Annotated in this window: 14 protein-coding genes; 2 read left to right on the top strand and 12 right to left on the bottom strand. The window is 61.7% G+C overall.

The features are described 5' to 3' along the window. Window positions 1-2: 2 nt before the first annotated feature. Window positions 3-1433 carry a hypothetical protein gene (locus EXY20_RS17625; protein WP_135553417.1) on the bottom strand — a complete coding sequence of 477 codons (1431 nt, stop codon included), beginning with the start codon at window positions 1431-1433 and terminating at the stop codon, window positions 3-5. Window positions 1434-1672: 239 nt separating this feature from the next. Between EXY20_RS17625 and EXY20_RS17620 the strand changes: the two genes are divergently transcribed. Beyond that, window positions 1673-2653 (top strand): aldo/keto reductase, encoded by a 981-nt coding sequence (locus EXY20_RS17620; protein ID WP_135553416.1) that lies wholly within the window; start codon window positions 1673-1675, stop codon window positions 2651-2653. 359 nt (window positions 2654-3012) lie between these two features. On the opposite strand, the gene EXY20_RS17615 is transcribed toward EXY20_RS17620, so the two are convergent. Together EXY20_RS17615 and EXY20_RS17610 are read right to left on the bottom strand one after the other, a co-directional pair. Then, on the bottom strand, window positions 3013-3366 hold the full coding sequence (locus tag EXY20_RS17615; RefSeq protein WP_135553415.1) for a group I truncated hemoglobin: 354 nt from the start codon (window positions 3364-3366) through the stop codon (window positions 3013-3015). 127 nt (window positions 3367-3493) lie between these two features. After that, the gene (locus tag EXY20_RS17610; RefSeq protein ID WP_135553414.1) at window positions 3494-5677 is read right to left on the bottom strand and encodes a glutaminase domain-containing protein; all 2184 of its coding nucleotides are present in this window, start codon (window positions 5675-5677) and stop codon (window positions 3494-3496) included. 158 nt (window positions 5678-5835) lie between these two features. On the opposite strand from EXY20_RS17610, the gene EXY20_RS17605 reads away from it, so the two are divergent. Next, window positions 5836-6717 carry an AraC family transcriptional regulator gene (locus tag EXY20_RS17605; RefSeq protein WP_135553413.1) on the top strand — a complete coding sequence of 294 codons (882 nt, stop codon included), beginning with the start codon at window positions 5836-5838 and terminating at the stop codon, window positions 6715-6717. Window positions 6718-6765: 48 nt separating this feature from the next. Here EXY20_RS17605 and EXY20_RS17600 read toward each other — a convergent pair whose 3' ends face one another. The 9 genes from EXY20_RS17600 to EXY20_RS17560 all read right to left on the bottom strand — a co-directional run bounded on the left by EXY20_RS17600 (window position 6766) and on the right by EXY20_RS17560 (window position 15642). Further along, the gene (locus tag EXY20_RS17600) at window positions 6766-7152 is read right to left on the bottom strand and encodes a Rid family detoxifying hydrolase (protein WP_135553412.1); all 387 of its coding nucleotides are present in this window, start codon (window positions 7150-7152) and stop codon (window positions 6766-6768) included. Between the two features lie 60 nt (window positions 7153-7212). After that, window positions 7213-8157 carry a hypothetical protein gene (locus EXY20_RS17595; protein ID WP_135553411.1) on the bottom strand — a complete coding sequence of 315 codons (945 nt, stop codon included), beginning with the start codon at window positions 8155-8157 and terminating at the stop codon, window positions 7213-7215. A 61-nt stretch (window positions 8158-8218) separates the two neighbouring features. Continuing rightward, entirely contained in the window at window positions 8219-8860 is a 642-nt protein-coding gene (locus EXY20_RS17590) for a histidine phosphatase family protein (protein ID WP_135553410.1), read from the bottom strand. 15 nt (window positions 8861-8875) lie between these two features. Beyond that, window positions 8876-9700 carry a 5-deoxy-glucuronate isomerase gene (gene iolB / locus EXY20_RS17585; RefSeq protein ID WP_135553409.1) on the bottom strand — a complete coding sequence of 275 codons (825 nt, stop codon included), beginning with the start codon at window positions 9698-9700 and terminating at the stop codon, window positions 8876-8878. Beyond that, window positions 9690-10757, bottom strand: a complete 1068-nt coding sequence (iolG, locus tag EXY20_RS17580; RefSeq protein ID WP_135553408.1) for an inositol 2-dehydrogenase — start codon at window positions 10755-10757, stop codon at window positions 9690-9692. The genes iolB and iolG overlap by 11 nt, the downstream gene beginning before the upstream one ends. Continuing rightward, the gene (gene iolC / locus EXY20_RS17575) at window positions 10754-11767 is read right to left on the bottom strand and encodes a 5-dehydro-2-deoxygluconokinase (protein ID WP_135553407.1); all 1014 of its coding nucleotides are present in this window, start codon (window positions 11765-11767) and stop codon (window positions 10754-10756) included. Before iolC ends, iolG begins: the two co-directional genes overlap by 4 nt. Further along, the gene (gene iolE, locus EXY20_RS17570) at window positions 11764-12687 is read right to left on the bottom strand and encodes a myo-inosose-2 dehydratase (RefSeq protein ID WP_135553406.1); all 924 of its coding nucleotides are present in this window, start codon (window positions 12685-12687) and stop codon (window positions 11764-11766) included. The genes iolC and iolE overlap by 4 nt, the downstream gene beginning before the upstream one ends. Window positions 12688-12743: 56 nt before the next feature. Next, the gene (iolD, locus tag EXY20_RS17565; RefSeq protein ID WP_135553405.1) at window positions 12744-14612 is read right to left on the bottom strand and encodes a 3D-(3,5/4)-trihydroxycyclohexane-1,2-dione acylhydrolase (decyclizing); all 1869 of its coding nucleotides are present in this window, start codon (window positions 14610-14612) and stop codon (window positions 12744-12746) included. 127 nt (window positions 14613-14739) lie between these two features. Then, a complete protein-coding gene (locus EXY20_RS17560; RefSeq protein WP_135553404.1) occupies window positions 14740-15642 on the bottom strand; it encodes a helix-turn-helix domain-containing protein in 903 nt (300 codons plus the stop codon).

Here is a 15642-nt window from a genome sequence, read left to right as displayed (position 1 = left end):
GCTCAGACGTTCTTGCGCCAACCTTCTTCCTCATGACCGCATAACGCGACCGACAATGATCCATCCGGATTCGTTTCGTCGGCGCAGCACCATTGGACGCTTCTTGCAACGCCTTCGCGCAGCTCCAATTCCGCGCGCAACCGAACTTCACGACAGGCCAGTCCCGGAGGCAGCAGGAACGATGCAAGCCGGATGCGCCCGCCGGCAGGTTCCCCCGCAGCAAGGAAGCCTGCTGCCGTGTATTGGCCGTCGGCCGACTCCAGGACGATGCGAAGCTTCCCCGGCACGCCGGCGCATCCGTCGTTCGCCACGGCAACGATCAATTCGTCGGCATCGCCCTTGATCCGCTGCCATATCCATGCCGGTCGCAAGCGGTACCCGATTCGCCTGCGCAGTGCGGGAAACGCCTGCGGATTCGCCTCGGCGAATGCTTCGAACCGGTCCACCTCCGTCCAGAGCGCCCAGTAATGCCCGCCGACATCGGATACATGCCTCATGGCGTCCTCCATGGCGCTTATGCCCGTCGCCCGGCGCGGGATCCGCGCGTCGTCGTAGTGGCGGTAGGGGCCGTCCTCGACGATCAGGCCTATGCCGGACGGACGGGATGCGATCCGGTCGATGCCCCAAGGTTCCTCGACGATGATGCTGTCGACCCTGATCCAGTGGCCGGCGGCCATGGCCAGATCCTGTATGGCGGCATTGCCGACCCGGCTGATATCCGTTTGCGCATTGACGACCAGTGGCACCCGCTTCCACGTCTCCATTTGTTCCAGGGCCATGCCTGTCATCGTGCGCGCCGCCGTACGGTCGTCGGGAAACGGATGAGGCAATCCCGACGTATGGCCTTCGCCCCAGAAGCCGTACATCATCAAATCCATAAATGCAATGACCGGGTCGTCGTCGAATCGGTCCGCGAGCAAACCGTTCAGCTCCCGGAACGCGGACTGAAAGGCGGAGTGGTCGTATCGCGGCTCGTAGTAATCGAAAGCGCCGCCCGGCTTTCGCCCGATGTTGACGTACGGCACCCGCTCCCGAACGAAGTCGGGGACGGCCAGTCGCCCCGGTTGCACGTTGGGGCTTGACAGCTGCACCCGGAAGCCGACCGGGATGCCGCGCCGCTTCGCCGCATCCAGCGTCAATTGCCAGACGGGACTGAGCTCCAGCTTGCCCGGAACGCGCTGTACATCGCGCCAGTCGCAGCGAATATACAAGACGTCCACATAGGGCGACGAGCAGATTTTGTCGACGAATCGCTCGATACTTTCCGCGCCCTCCCTGACCGGAAGGGAAGGGCCGTTCTCCTCCCATGTATAGCCGATCAAGCCCATCCCCGGATTCCGCACATAACGATCGGAAGGAGCGGTTGTCCGCAACGTCCTCCACCCGTCGTCCGAATCGATTGTATACGGGCCCTGCTCCAGTTGCTCCAGCATTCGGTTTTCTCCCCTCTTCGTGTTTTTCGCCAGCCTGCCCTCTTTTTTATACGCAAATTTCGCCGATGTGCATAGCGCTACAATTTTTGCGATGGTGCAAATTTTTCGCAATTCCGTAAATTTGTTAATCATTGAACATTATGACCAGTTCCGGACATTATCTGGATTGAAAACATCGACGCGCGCGCTTATAGTTGACCCTGCGAGCAGCTATCCATCACCAATCGAGGAGTGAGGCAATGATTTATACCCGTTTGGGCCGCACCGGCCTGAAAGTAAGCCGATTGTGTCTCGGCACGATGAATTTCGGCGAAGACACCGACGAGCGCGAAGCGCATCGCATACTGGACGCCGCTCTCGATGCGGGCATCACCTTCGTCGATACTTCCAACTCGTACGGAGGGGACGGCGAGAACCGGGGGAATACGGAAGCGATCATCGGCCGCTGGTTCGCGGGCGGGAGCAGGCGGGAACGGGTCGTGCTAGCGACCAAGGTTTACGGGAACATGGAGGACCCGGCGGATGGCCCGAACCGCGGATACGGCCTGTCCGCTTATAAAATCCGCCGTCACCTGGAAGGGTCGCTGAGACGCTTGCAGACCGATCATATCGATCTGTACCAGATGCATCACATCGATCGCAACGTCACCTGGGCGGAGCTGTGGGACGCATTCGAGCTTGTTGTCTCTCAAGGCAAGGCGACGTATATCGGATCCAGCAATTTTGCCTCGCGCGACCTCGTTCGCGCGCAGTACGAGGCCGAGTCCCGCCATTTCCTCGGTCTCGTGTCGGAGCAGCACCGCTACAGCCTGATGTGCCGGCTGCCCGAGTTGGAGGTGCTTCCGACCGCATGGGAGCTTGGCATCGGCGTAATGGCGTACAGCCCGCTTGAGGGCGGGTTGCTCGGCAACGTATTCGATCCCGCCAAGACAAGCTCCCGGAGCGAACGGGCACGGAGAAGGGTCGAGAAGCATCGGAACAGGCTTGAGGGCTTCGCCGCGCTGTGCCGGGAGCTTGGCGAGAGCGAGCCGAACGTTGCGCTCGCCTGGGTATTGTCCAACCCGGCGATCACGTCGCCGATTATTGGCCCGCGCACGGTGGAGCAGCTTGAGAGCAGCTTGCGCGCCGTGGAGATCAAGCTCGACGAGCCGACGCTGAAGCGGCTGGACGAGTTGTTCCCGGGGCCGGGAGGCGGCGCTCCCGAAGCTTACGCCTGGTAGTTTGCCTCAAGATGCCGGGGAAGAAGAAGCAAAACGCCTGACGGCTATTGCCGCCAGGCGTTTCTTTACATGCGTTCCGTTCGTACCGCCATCGCCGCCGCCGATCACGACCTGGGCAGCCGAACCGCCGCCGCTGCCGGACAAAGTCAAACATAATCAACTTATAAATTATTGAATATTAGGATAATTTATGAAGTCGGCTCTGCTCCATCTGCAGACGGCAAAAAGCCTGAAACCCATGCGGATTTCAGGCGGATAAGCATGCCGCCGACTCTTTCAGGATCGTGCCGTGCTTTCCCTTACGAGCAGTTGAAGCTTGCCATCCAGCGCATCGATCGGGCCCGAAGAGCGGAGCCCGGCTAGCTGACAATCTGGTCCTTGTATTGGGAGAGACGGGTCATTACTTGCGCGATGTCTTCCTCGTCGACGTTCAACCGTCTCATCGCTTCAACCAAATTCTCCACGACGGCTGTAAAGTGATGTTCCTTCAATTGGAGAATTTTGTGCGCCAAGTGCATGGAACGCCCCGAATATTGTTCCGGTCCGCCCAGAATCGTGGACAGAAAGCTCAACTGGTGCTGACGCAGCTTGACCATATCCGTCCCTTGAAAAAAACCGTTTATCCGTTCGTCTTCAAGCACCAGATTGTAAAAATCCCCTACCAGCTGAAACAGGACCTTCTCCTGCCCAAGCTTCTCGAATAAACTGCTCATGTCCCAGCCTCCTCATTTTAGCCATTATACATCATTGGCGAACGAAGATCCTGACATGATCTTTGAAAATATAACGCGATTTTCAGAAAAAACGAATTTATTTCAGAATTCAACGGGCCGTTGAACGTCACCGCGGTTCGGGAAGCGTCTCTTTCCCCCACACGAACAGTTGAAAGCCTTGCAGCTGCTCCCGCTCCTCCAGCTCAAACACAACCTGCCCCTGCTCCAGGCGGAAAGTCGCCCAGGGAACGACGCCTTCTTTCCAATCGGCGAAGCTGAGCAGCGGCACACGGCACGGCACTCGAACCGGATTCAGATGAACGACGCGCCGCACCTTGTCGACCTGAACGCCGCCCAGCGCATTGATCGCGCCAAGCGAAACGACGCCGCGCGGGTAATAATTGAGGTGCGCCGTCGGGGGCGCATCGACGAAGCAGCCGCCGATCCCCTGCGCATTTTCGTACAGCTCGTAATCCCAGTAGTTGTCGCTCAAGCCAAGCATGTCGAGGCCCAAATACGCCGCCGTAAAGTCTTTCCACAAATTTTGCGAAATCCACAGGTTGCCGGTCGTGTCTTTGCTGCTGTGCTTGCAGCCGTACCGGGTCATCGATTGCGCAGTCGCATGGGTCAGGTCCGTGCGCAGCCTGTCCAGGTTCAAGCCCGTTTCCGTCGCGGTCATCAGCAAATACAACAGCCCGTTCGACGGATAAATCGAATACGCGTCCCAGCCCGGAATTTCCCCTTCCATCTGCTGACCGGTCCATACGTCCTTCACCCCGTCGGCCGCGGTCTGGATGCACACCGCATAATGGTCGCCGAGCCAGGCGGATTGCTCCAGCGTGTCCCGAATGAGACCCATCTTCGTATCGCACAGCCGGACGGTATTGGCATCCTTCATCCGCTCGGCGCACATACGCATCGCCTGAAACGCGGCGTACGCCTTGACGCCCAAATACGTTTGCTCCTTGGCGTATTGTACGGCCGCCCCCGCATCGTCGATCGTGTTGGCGGTTCCCTTGTTCGGGAACCCGTTGCCCGTCGTGTCGCTGTCGGCAATGTAACGAATGAGCCGCAGCAGCTGCGGATAGATGGAGTCCGTCAGCTCGGTACGGCCGGTAAGCTTCTCCAGCGCGTGAACGAGCAGAATAAAATTGCCGTTCTCCTCGATTTCCATCTCATGGCCGTATTCCATGCCTTTGCCGACAAGGAATTTCCCGATATCGTGCGACATGAAGCCGCCTTCCTTCTCATAACGCGTCCATTGCCGGATCGTCCGCTCGAGCAGTTCGGGCCACAGCAGCAAATAGAACATCGACGCGTTGTACTCCACGTCGATCGTCGAATGATACGCGCAGTTGCCTTCCCACACCGTAAACCAGTCGTCGTTTCGCTCGTTTCGCATCCACCAGCTGTTGGAGAGAAAGCTTTGCAAGGAAAACGCGATCAGGTTGGCCGCCGCCTTGTCCAGCGTCGCCCCGGCGACGATGCGGTCGAACGACCGGCTCCTGGCAAGCAGTTCCGCTTCGGCTTCCCGCGCGTAACGGATAACGTCCAAGGCGCTTGAAAATGCCGCCGTGTAGCGGAACCGATACAGCTCGTCCTCGACGTTCATCACCTGATCGTTCGTATACCCGGCCATGACGAAAGAAGCGGAAGCGGACTGTTTCGACGCCAACGCAAACGGGGCATGAATGCCGTCCTCGCGCACGTACGTTTGCTCCGGATGCAGCGGTTCGACCGCCAGTTCGCCGCGATAGGCGGCCGATGAGAAGTCTTTGCCCCGCGTGCGATGTAACCATTTGAGCTCCGCCAACGCCGGGTCGATCGTCATCGCCACCGGGAGGCGATAGCCGGACGGCGTGCATTCGCCATCGTCAAGCCGGAGGAATATTTCCCCTTGCAGTTGGCCGCCGTCCTCCGCCAGCGCCGCATCGCCGGTAAGCTTGCGCACGTTCGTATTTTCCACGGAGGCGTGAATCAGGTACATCGGCGCGGTGCTGAGCGTTTCATCCTGCGGGTAAAAGGGGGCCGTAAACGCGATCGTCGCCTGGATGCCCCATTCGGGCTCCCGGCAGTGAAAGGTGACGGACGTTGGCGTCAGCTCCTGTTCGACGAACGCAAACGACTTGTGCGCGTCGGAAAATGGCAAAATCCGCGTTTCTCCGCCGACTTTGACGCCGAGGCTGAGCCGCAGCGGGCTGTCGTAGAAGCGGCCAAGCGGCGAACTGTAAATCCGCCGTTCCCGCGGCCGGAAGTTCAAATGAAACCGCGACCCCAATCGGCCCAGCATCGTTTCATATAAAATGGACATGTGTTTTATGCTCCTCCCATTGGTTCAATGGAAAACTTTCGATATCCAGCACCATTGTATGCCCATTTCGCAAGCCGAACCATGCAATATCGCGACTTTTTTTCAAAATCATGCGATAATGGTTGTTACCATCTCCCCAGGATAAGGCGGTTGTTCCCATGGCCTTGAAACGGATCGAAGACCGGCAGCTTTCGCCGACCGTGCTCGCCTGTCTTCACCAGACAGAAGGCATGAAGCTGCCGGCAGGCACTCGCTACACCTACCGGCTCGTTGCGGACTATGAACTGGAGCTGTTTACGGACAGCCGCGGCGGCAAAATGGTGATCGACCACGAGACGTACGAGGTGAACAAAGGCGATGTCATCTTCAAACGGCCGGGGATGGCGTCGCAAGGCGTGTTGCCTTACACGTGTTATTTGATCTGTTTCGATATGCTGGGGACGGCGGGTCGGGATCCGAACAGCTACTACTTGTTGGACGACAGACCGGTGCAGCCGCAATACGCGAACGGGCTGCTCGATGCGATTCCCGTCATTTGCCGGCCCGGGTCGTATGAGAAGTACGAGTCGCTCTTCAGCCGGGTGCATGCCGCTTTTGCCGGCTCGGACCCGCATGCGGGGGTGCTGCTGCGGGCGTACATGCTGCAAATTTTGTACCAGCTATACGCCGATCTTGCCGTTACTGGAAGCGACACCGTCATTCCTTCCTCGGCCCACTATGCGGAGCTGAAACGGATATGCGGCTATATCGACGTCCACCTGCAGGAGAAGCTCGACCTTGCGCATCTGGCGCGAATCGCCGGCAGAAGTCCGGCCTATTTCCAGAAGCTGTTCAAACGGACGATGGGCGAGTCTCCCCAGCAATACGTCGCGCGCAAACGGCTGGAAGCGGCCAAGGAAAAATTGAGCCGAACCGATCTGCCGATCGCCGAAATCGCACTTGCCTGCGGGTATGACGACACCCCGTATTTCAGCTACTCGTTCAAGAAGCATGTCGGCCTTTCGCCGGGGCAATTCCGCAAACGCCGCAAATATGAGTGAAGCGGACCCCCGTCTTCGGGAGTCCGCTTCTTCCGTCATCGGCGCCGTTCAGCCCTCCTTGACCGGGATCGCGGCGATGGCGTCGATCTCCACCAGGATGCCGTCCAGCCCCGCCGCCACGCACGAACGGGCCGGCAGCGGCGCGGTAAAATACGTGCGATACACGGCGTTGAACCGCTCGAAGTCGGCCATGTCGGCCAAATAAACGGTTACCTTCGCAATATCGTCCATCGAGCACCCGCCGGCCGCCAGAATGGAGCGAATATTGTCCATCGTCAGCCGCGTTTGTTCCTCAATCGTGCCGGGGACGATCTCCGAAGTCGCCGGATCGATCGCTCCTTGCCCGGATACGAACAGGAATCCGTTCATCGCCAGCCCTTGCGAATAAGGCCCCGTGTTGCGCGGCGCGCCGTTCGTCGCAATTTCCCGTTTCACCTGCGCCATCCCCTCCCCTCGATTTAATTGTTCCTATTTCCGGCAGCAAGCGCCCGTTCGTCAGGCGAGCGGCTCGGGCCATTCGTTTTTGGGCGTATAATAGTACGTCAGCACCTGCTGCACGAGCAGCGCGTTCACCCACGGCGTCACATGCTGCCGGTTGTGCCGGCCGATATACTCGCGCGTGTCGATCGCTCGGTCGAACGTCATATAGCTGTCGAAGCTGCCCTCGAACGGCGGCGCCCACCCCTTCTTGATCGGATGATCGGCCAGACGTCCGCCGCGCCGCGTCTCCTCGTACATGATGCGCATGATATCGATGCCGGGCAGAGCGGACTCGGATTTCCAGGCATACCGCTTCTTCTCCGCGCCGGTCAGCATCGAGCCGTGTTTGCCCCATTGCACCCACACCTGGGGACGGCCGCCGTGTGCGTTCGCTTCAAAGACGGCTTCCTCCGTGCTGAGCAATATGCCGTGAAAATAAGTGTATACGCGGGTCAGGCGGCCGCTGCCCGGATCGTATTCGACCCAGATGACTTCATGATCGCAAGGCGCATAATCGTCGGGAAAATCCCAATCGTCCTCCCAGAACAACCGGTACGTGATGATCGGCCGCTCGGGATGGGCAATCGCCACGCAGTCGCGCAGCGGAAACGGCTCGCTTCGGTGAACGTACAGGACGGGAGCAAACCGGCGGATTCGTTCCGCCGTTTCCTTGTCCGGCTGCCGCGGCGGATCGAGCCGCAGCAGCTCCTCGTAGAACGGCCCGGCGGCGCGCAAGTCCCCCTGTTTGTGGAAATATTCCCCAAGCACGCGCAGCAGCTGCCGATTCGCCGGGTCAACCTGCAGAAGCAGGCGCAGCAAACCTTCCAGCCGCGTGCCGCGAAGCAGCCGTTCGTCCGCCGAAAGCTGCTCTCCGCGTTCGTTGAAATACGCGTTCAACCGCTCGGAAAGCAGCAAGCCGCCCAGTACAAGCAAGTTTCTTTGATCGTCCAAGTCGCCCATGTTCAGCCTCCTCACTCCTTGTTGCGCCGGCATGCGATGCGCCGGAACGCACGAATTCCCGTTATTGAAACCGCAGCCACTGCTCGGTAATCGTGAGATGGTCGACGCTCGCAAGCGTCAGCCGCCAGCCGTCGTCGTTCCGGTCGAAACGATTCAGGGCGCACAGACCGAGCTCGATGCCCGCGGACGGATCGCCGAGCGTTCGGGCCGCTTGCCGAACCGTCGAGCCATGGCCGACAATCAGGACGGCGCCCGAATAATCCCGCAGGACGCCTCTCAAGGCGCGCTCGACCCGCACGTGCATGTCGACCGCTTCGTTCTTCTCCGGGTACGCCGGGTCGGCGTACGGCGCATAGTCCCGATCCAGGCAAGGGAACAAGGCCGACGCTTCCTCCGGCGTCACGATGTCCGGCATGGCGGGAAACCACAGCGGATTCAACCATTCGCCGAATCCGGGCTCCGCATTGACGCGCAGTCCCCGCCTGTCGGCGATGACTGCCGCCGTCTGCAGCGTCCGCAAGTACGGGGAAGCGAACACATGATCAATCGGCTCGTTCCCGAGCCGTGCCGCCGTTTCCGCCGCCATCTGCAAGCCGCTCGGGGTGAGCGGCGGATCGTGAGGGCGCGGCGCCGACCGGGGCCAATCCGGATCTTCAAAATCTTGCCGCATGCCGTGCCGGAGCAGCCATACGGTTCGTACCATGCCAATTCCTCCTTGTCACGTCGTCCGCGGCTTGACCAGCCATTCGTGGTCGGGATCGTTGCAAATGCGCCACGTCCGGACCGGGCCCGCCATGACGTTCAAATAATACGCCTCGTAGCCGGGCGGCGCCGCTACGGTGTGATAGCCGCGCGGCACAAGCGTCGCCTCGCCGTTCCGCACCGCCAGCGACTCGTCGAACGTATCGTCGCCTTCGCCGCCGTAAACGCGCTGCAGCGCAAATCCCCGCTCCGGACGAATGCGGTAATAATACGTCTCCTCCAGCGCGGACTCGTCCGGCAGCCGGTCGCGATCATGCTTGTGCGGAGGATAACTCGACCAGTGCCCGCCCGGCGTAAACACTTCGACGACAAGCAAGCTGTCGGCGGCCGCCGTCTCCGGCAATATATGGTGCACGGTGCGCTCCATGGACCCGCTTCCCCTCGTCTCCACCCCCACTTGTTCGGGCGTGATGACGCGGACTTCGCCAGGCGTCTTGCCGGGGGCCGAACAAACCGCAAGCTCCAGCTTCGTCAGCGCCGTCAGCTCGGCTCGTTCGCCTGCCGGCACATACACCGCGCAAGGCGGTATACGCTCGAACACATGTTGCCGCTTGCCCACCTCGGGCCATCGCTCCCGGTCCGTCGTCACTTGCGCCAAGCCGCCGAGCAGCACCACGCACTGCTCGTTATTGTCCTCTCCTGCGGCGAACGTCTGACCCGGCTCCAGCTCGTATGCGGCGAATCCGACATATTGCCACCCCGCCCGCTCCGGCGTGATGACGAGCCGTTCTCCGCGGGGACCGGGAGCCGGCAGCGGCGCGATCAGGGAATCAGTTTTCATGCGAGCCGCCTCCAATCGTTGGTTCGGCCGCCTCGGCGGCTTCCGCTTCCGATTCCGCGAGCCGCACCGGGCGTCCGGCAACGGACGACTGCCTTGCCGCCCAGGCGGCAAGCTCCGCCTGCAGCGCGTCGCGGCCCGTTACGGCGACCGGCTCTCCGCGCATGACGCTGCGTACGAACGAAGCCGATTCCTCCCGATAGGCCGCGCTGTAGCGCTCGAGGAAAAAGTGCGGCGGCTTGTCGCGGTGCACGCCGTCCGCGGCATGCAGCATCGCCGTAGTCGCATACTCGTTGTCTGCGGCGATGCTGCCGCCGGAGCCGAACAGCTCCACCCGCTGATCGTAACCGTAAACGGCTTTGCGGCTATTGTCGATAACGCCTAGCGCGCCGTTCGCGAAAACCAGCGTCGTAACGGCCGTATCCACATCGCCGTACCGGGCGAAGACGGGATCGATCCGCACGACGCCTCGCGCGTATACCTCGACGATGTCGCTGCCGCACAAATACCGCGCCATGTCGAAGTCGTGAATGGCCATATCGAGGAACAAGCCGCCGGACATTGCGATGTACGCCTCGGGCGGAGGCTCCGGATCGCGGGAGGTGACGCGCAGCAAATGGAGCTCGCCCGCCGCCCCTTCCTCCGCCCATTGTTTCACGCGCCGGAAGCTGCGGTCGAAGCGGCGGTTGAAGCCGACCTGCAGCATGATGCCGGCCCGTTCCGCCGCCTGCAGCGCAAACCGGGTGAGCCGGAAGTCCAGGCTGACCGGCTTTTCGCAAAATACATGCTTGCCGGCGCGAGCCGCTTCCACGATCAACGGAACGTGGGTTTCCGTCGGCGAGCAGATGAAAACGGCGTCGATCAAACGATCGTTCAGTATGCTGCCGGCATCGGCGTCCACGCGCGGAATCGAGCGGGCCGCCGCCCATTCGCGCAGCGCCGGCCCGGCTTGCGGATCGGCGATTGCCGCCACTTCGGCGTCCGGATGCAGCAAAAGATTGTCGGCATGCAGCCTTCCGATTCGGCCGGCGCCGATGATGCCTATACGCAAGCGGGTCATCCCGTTCCTCCTTGGCTGCCGCCGCCGCACGCGCGGATAAAGGACTCCACCTGCTCGGCGGTCGGCATCGCATCCGAGCAGCTGTGGCTGGAAATGACGATGGAAGCCGCCGCGCTGCCGAAGCTCATGCTGGCAGGCAGCGAGCGGCCGTTCATCAGTCCGTACAACATGCCGGCCGCATAGGCGTCGCCCGCGCCGAACGTCTTGACGATCGTGGCGGGGAACACGGCGGCCGTATGCTGTTCGCCGTCTCGCGTATAGGCGATCGAGCCGTCCTTGCCGTGCTTGATGACGACAACGGAGGCGCGATGCCCGAACCATTTGGCCGCCGTTGCCGCATCGCCGTTCATCGCCCCGGACTCGAACCGCTCCATAAGATCGAATTCCTCGCGAGTGCCGATCACGATATCGCAGTACGCCGCCGCCAACTGGTAATACACAGCCGTCTCCGCTGCCGACCGCCACGTGTACGGACGGTAATCGAGATCGAAGGCGATCGTCGTTCCGTGCCGCCGGGCGTAATCGAGCGCGACGAACACCGCCTCGCGGGACGGACTTTGCGCGAGCGCCGTTCCGGAGATGAGGAGCAGCCTGGCGTCCGCGATGACGCTTTCCCGCACTTCCTCGGGCGCAAGCAGCAGGTCGGCGGCATTGTCGCGGTACATTAATATACTGCAGTCGGCCTTGCTTTTGATTTCCGTAAAAGCGAGCCCCGTCACGGCGCCGGTGCGATCCGTGACCACATTCGAGCCATCAATGCCGTTTCGCTGCAAATAGGCGGCGATAAACCGACCCATTTGGTCGTCCGCGATTTTGCCGATAAACCCGCACTTCATGCCAAGCCGCGCCATGCCGATGCAGATGTTGGCCGGCGAACCGCCGACGTATTTGGTAAACGTCATCGTTTCTTCCATCGGACGGTTGATTTCATTAGCGTTCAAATCGATGCAGAGCCGTCCGATCGCGACAAAATCGAGCGTCCGGCCGCTGGCAAAAGAAAGTCCGTTCATCGTGTTCCGCCTCTCTCGTATGAATCGGCGATGCCCGCCAAATAAGCGAGCGAGCGCTTGGCGTAAACATAAGCGGGATGATCCGCCGGATCCTGCTCGCCTTCGATCATCGCCCAGCCGACGTAGCCGCGATCGACCAGTTCCCGCACGATCGGGGCAAAATCGATGCTGCCGTCGCCCGGCACGGTAAACACGCCCCTGCGGATGCAAGAGACAAAATCGGCGCCTTCTGCGCGCGCGTGCCGCAGCACTTCGCCGCGCACGTCCTTCAGATGGACGTACGCGATCCGGTCGTAATGCTTGCGCAGCAGCGCCAGCGGATCGCCCCCGGCATAATGCGCGTGGCCGGTATCGAACAGCAGGCCGACCAGCTCCGGATCGGTCGCTTGCAGCAGCCGGTCGATTTCGTCCGGCTGCTCCACGACCGTCCCGCCATGGTGATGATAAGCAAGCCGCAAGCCGAACTCGCGGGCGATCGCGCCGGCCTGGTTGAGCCCTTCGGCCAGATGCCGCCAGCCGTCGTCGTCCAGGCGGGCGACAGCCGATTCATGCGGCGTCCGGCGCGGGTCCCAGTGCAGCGAGCCGCCGATTTCCGCCGTGCTGATGACGGCGCAGCCCATTTCCCGCAGGAAGGCGGCATGCGCCCGGTAAGCGTCCAATTCCCCGGCGCGCCGCGGCGGGTCGGTGAACAGCACCGATTTCCACTGCGAAACGAGCTCGATCCCATGGGCGGCCAATTCGCGCTTCAGCGTGCCCGGGTCGCGCGGAAACTTGCGGCCCACCTCCGTTCCATGCAGCCCAAGCGCCCGGATTTCGGCCAATATTGTCGTATACTCGCAATCGTCGCCATGCTCGGCGACATCTTCGCCGACCCAATTGATCGGATGAATGCCGATGCGAAACGGCCATTGTTTCCGCATGTGTCCGCTCCTTTCTCGCCTGCCCGCCGGCCGCGAAGCCGGGGCTTGCCTGCCCCCTAATACGCCTTCGCTTCCCGCAGCCGGTCGTCCATTCGTCGCCCCGCTTCCGCGACCTGTTCCCCGTTCGACACTTTCGGCACTCCGACATGCCACCACGAATCGTAGCCGCCCGTATTCGTGCCGGGCACGACCTTGATGTCGATCAGAACGGACACCGGATCCCGCTTCGCCATCTCGAGCGCCTCCTGCAGCTCGCGGGCGGTTGTCGCCCGGTACGTCCGGGCGCCCATGCTGGCGGCATGGGCGGCATAATCGATCGGCATGCGGCCGCTCGTCAACCGCCCGCTCGGCGTTCGTTCGCGGAAGCGGAATTCGTTGCCGAAGCCGGCGCTCCCGTTCGCCCGCTGCAGCTGATGGATGCACTGGAAGCCGTGATTGTCGAACAGCAGCACCGTCAGCTTCACGCCTTCCTGCAAGCTGGTCAGCAGCTCCGAGTGCAGCATCAGGTAGCTGCCGTCGCCGACAATGGCGTATACGTCCCGCTCCGGCTCGGCAAGAGCGGCGCCGAATGCGCCGGCCACCTCGTAGCCCATGCAGGAGAAGCCGTACTCCATGTGGTACGTCTTCGGCTCCGCGCAGCGCCACAGCCGGTGCAGATCGCCCGGCAGACTGCCCGCCGCGTTCACGACGACGGCGCGGGCGGAGACGAACCGGTTGACGACGCCGAGCGCCGTCGTCTGCGCCAACCCTTCCGGATGTTCGATCCCGTACAGCCGGTCGCACTCCTCGCGCCATTGCCCCGCAAGCAGCGCGATTTCCCCGTCCGCGTAGCCGGACCGGTAGCCCGCGCGCTCCAGTTCGCTCCGCAAGTGCCGCAGCGTCTCCCGGGCATCGCCGACGACGCGCAAGCCGTCCAGCTTCATCGCGTCCAGCGCGTTTACGTTGATATTGACGAAGGCCGCGTTTTCCTGCCGGAACAGCCACTTCGACGCCGTCGTGAAATCGGAATACCGCGTGCCGACGCCGATGATCAGATCGGCCTCCTGCGCCAGCCGATTGGCCGCCGCCGAACCGGTGACGCCGATCGCCCCCGCCTGCAGCGGGTGATCCCAGGGCAGCGCGCCTTTGCCCGCCTGCGTCTCGGCGACGGGGATGCCGAACGTTTCGGCGAATGCCGCCAGCTCCCGCTCCGCGCCGGAATAAAGCACGCCGCCGCCGGCGATCAGGAGCGGCCGGCGCTTGCCGCGCATGCACGCCGCCGCCCGGCGCAGCGCCTCTTCGCCCGGCAACCGCCGTTCGATCTCGTGCACGCGCCTGGCGAAGAAGGACGCCGGGTAGTCGTACGCTTCGGCCTGCACGTCCTGCGGTAGCGCCAGCGTCACCGCCCCCGTCTCGGCCGGATCGGTCAGCACCCGCATCGCCTGCAGCGCCGCCGTCATCAGCTGCTCCGGCCGCACGATGCGGTCCCAATACTTGCTGACCGCACGAAATGCGTCGGTTGCCGCCACGGTGTAATCGTGCGGCATCTCCAGCTGCTGCAGCGCCGGGTCCGGCTGTCGGCTGGCGAAATTGTCGCCCGGCAGCAGCAGCACCGGCAGCCGGTTGGCGGTCGCCGTCGCCGCCGCCGTCACCATGTTGAGCGCGCCCGGCCCGACCGAAGACGTGCAGGCGAACAGTTGCAGCCGGTTGCGCTGCTTGGCGAAGGCGGCAGCCGCATGGACCATGCCCTGCTCGTTTTTCCCCTGGATGAACGTCAGTTCCCCGGCGTCGTGCTCCAGCGCTTCGCCGATTCCCATCACATTGCCGTGGCCGAAGATGCCCATGACGCCTTGCACGAGCTTGATTTCCCGCCCGTCGAAGCGTACATACTGCCGATCGAGAAAGCGCAGCAGCGCCTGCGCCATCGTCAGACGAACCGTACTCACGCTCACGCCCCCTTTTTTTGACTAATCAATTGCTGTCTTTGATCGTAATGCTGTTGCGCGCTCCGTTCCAACGCATTTCGCATACAAACTGCGCTCATTTTCATATCCCCGCCAACTTGTTCCGCGACTAACGCCCTTCCGCCAGCCTGCGGTACTGCGACGGCGTAACGCCGGTCATTTTGCGAAACATGCGATTGAAATGCCCGATATGATTGAACCCGGCCGACAGGAAAATATCGATGATCTTCATATCGGATTCGCGGATCAGCCGCATCGACAACCTAATGCGCAAATGATTGACATAGTCGACGAACGTTTGCCCGGTCGTTTGTTTGAACAGCACGCAGAAATAGCCGGTCGCAAGTCCCGCCATGCGCGAAATGTCGCTCAGCTTCAGCTCCTCGGTATAATGCTGATTGACGTAAACGATCGCTTCTTTCAGCTTGCGATGGCGGCGCGGGCGAATCCCTGCCGCAACGCTGCCGCCTTCGCCGCCGAAGCCGATTTCCCGGCCGACGTAAAGCAGCAGCTTGACCAGCTCGGCCTTGACGATCTGGCGGAATCCGGGACGCCGTTCCGCAAGCTCCCGACCGATCAAGGCAAGCGTGTGCTCCAGCTCGAATTGCGTCCGGACGTCGACGGTAATTTTCGGTTTGCCAAGGTCGAACGCTTCCAGGACATCTCCTTCCGCGTCCCCGTTCCCGTCCGCCCCTTCCGCTCCGCCCGCTTCTGCGATTCCGCCGAGCAGCCGCATCGTAAAATCCAGCTGCACGATCTCGGTCTCCCGCCCGGCAATCGGCGCGAACGCATGGGAAACATACGGCGGAATGTACAGCAGATCCCCTTTCATAATCGTGTACTTGTGCGATTGCAGATGATGGGTGCAGGCTCCCTTGTTCACATAGATCAGCTGGATGTAGTCGTGGGCGTGCTTCCGAACGTTCAGTTCATGATGCCGCAAAATGTGGAAGGAAACCGGAAACTCTTGCTCCATAAACTCCTCGTGCCGGTAAACGCTCTCCGCATCCAT

It is taken from the genome of Paenibacillus cymbidii, from assembly GCF_004764705.1.
Classification (GTDB): domain Bacteria; phylum Bacillota; class Bacilli; order Paenibacillales; family NBRC-103111; genus Paenibacillus_AN; species Paenibacillus_AN cymbidii.
Note: the sequence above shows the minus strand (reverse complement) of the source record. Positions and strands in the feature narration are given on the sequence as shown.

Coding starts and splice junctions, on each gene's coding strand:
- iolC (WP_135553407.1), bottom strand. CDS start 11,767: ATGAACGGACTTTCTTTTGCCAGCGGCCGGACGCTCGATTTTGTCGCG.
- EXY20_RS17615 (WP_135553415.1), bottom strand. CDS start 3,366: ATGAGCAGTTTATTCGAGAAGCTTGGGCAGGAGAAGGTCCTGTTTCAG.
- EXY20_RS17620 (WP_135553416.1), top strand. CDS start 1,673: ATGATTTATACCCGTTTGGGCCGCACCGGCCTGAAAGTAAGCCGATTG.
- EXY20_RS17590 (WP_135553410.1), bottom strand. CDS start 8,860: ATGGTACGAACCGTATGGCTGCTCCGGCACGGCATGCGGCAAGATTTT.
- EXY20_RS17610 (WP_135553414.1), bottom strand. CDS start 5,677: ATGTCCATTTTATATGAAACGATGCTGGGCCGATTGGGGTCGCGGTTT.
- EXY20_RS17605 (WP_135553413.1), top strand. CDS start 5,836: ATGGCCTTGAAACGGATCGAAGACCGGCAGCTTTCGCCGACCGTGCTC.
- EXY20_RS17625 (WP_135553417.1), bottom strand. CDS start 1,433: ATGCTGGAGCAACTGGAGCAGGGCCCGTATACAATCGATTCGGACGAC.
- EXY20_RS17560 (WP_135553404.1), bottom strand. CDS start 15,642: ATGGATGCGGAGAGCGTTTACCGGCACGAGGAGTTTATGGAGCAAGAG.
- iolG (WP_135553408.1), bottom strand. CDS start 10,757: ATGACCCGCTTGCGTATAGGCATCATCGGCGCCGGCCGAATCGGAAGG.
- EXY20_RS17595 (WP_135553411.1), bottom strand. CDS start 8,157: ATGGGCGACTTGGACGATCAAAGAAACTTGCTTGTACTGGGCGGCTTG.
- iolB (WP_135553409.1), bottom strand. CDS start 9,700: ATGAAAACTGATTCCCTGATCGCGCCGCTGCCGGCTCCCGGTCCCCGC.
- iolE (WP_135553406.1), bottom strand. CDS start 12,687: ATGCGGAAACAATGGCCGTTTCGCATCGGCATTCATCCGATCAATTGG.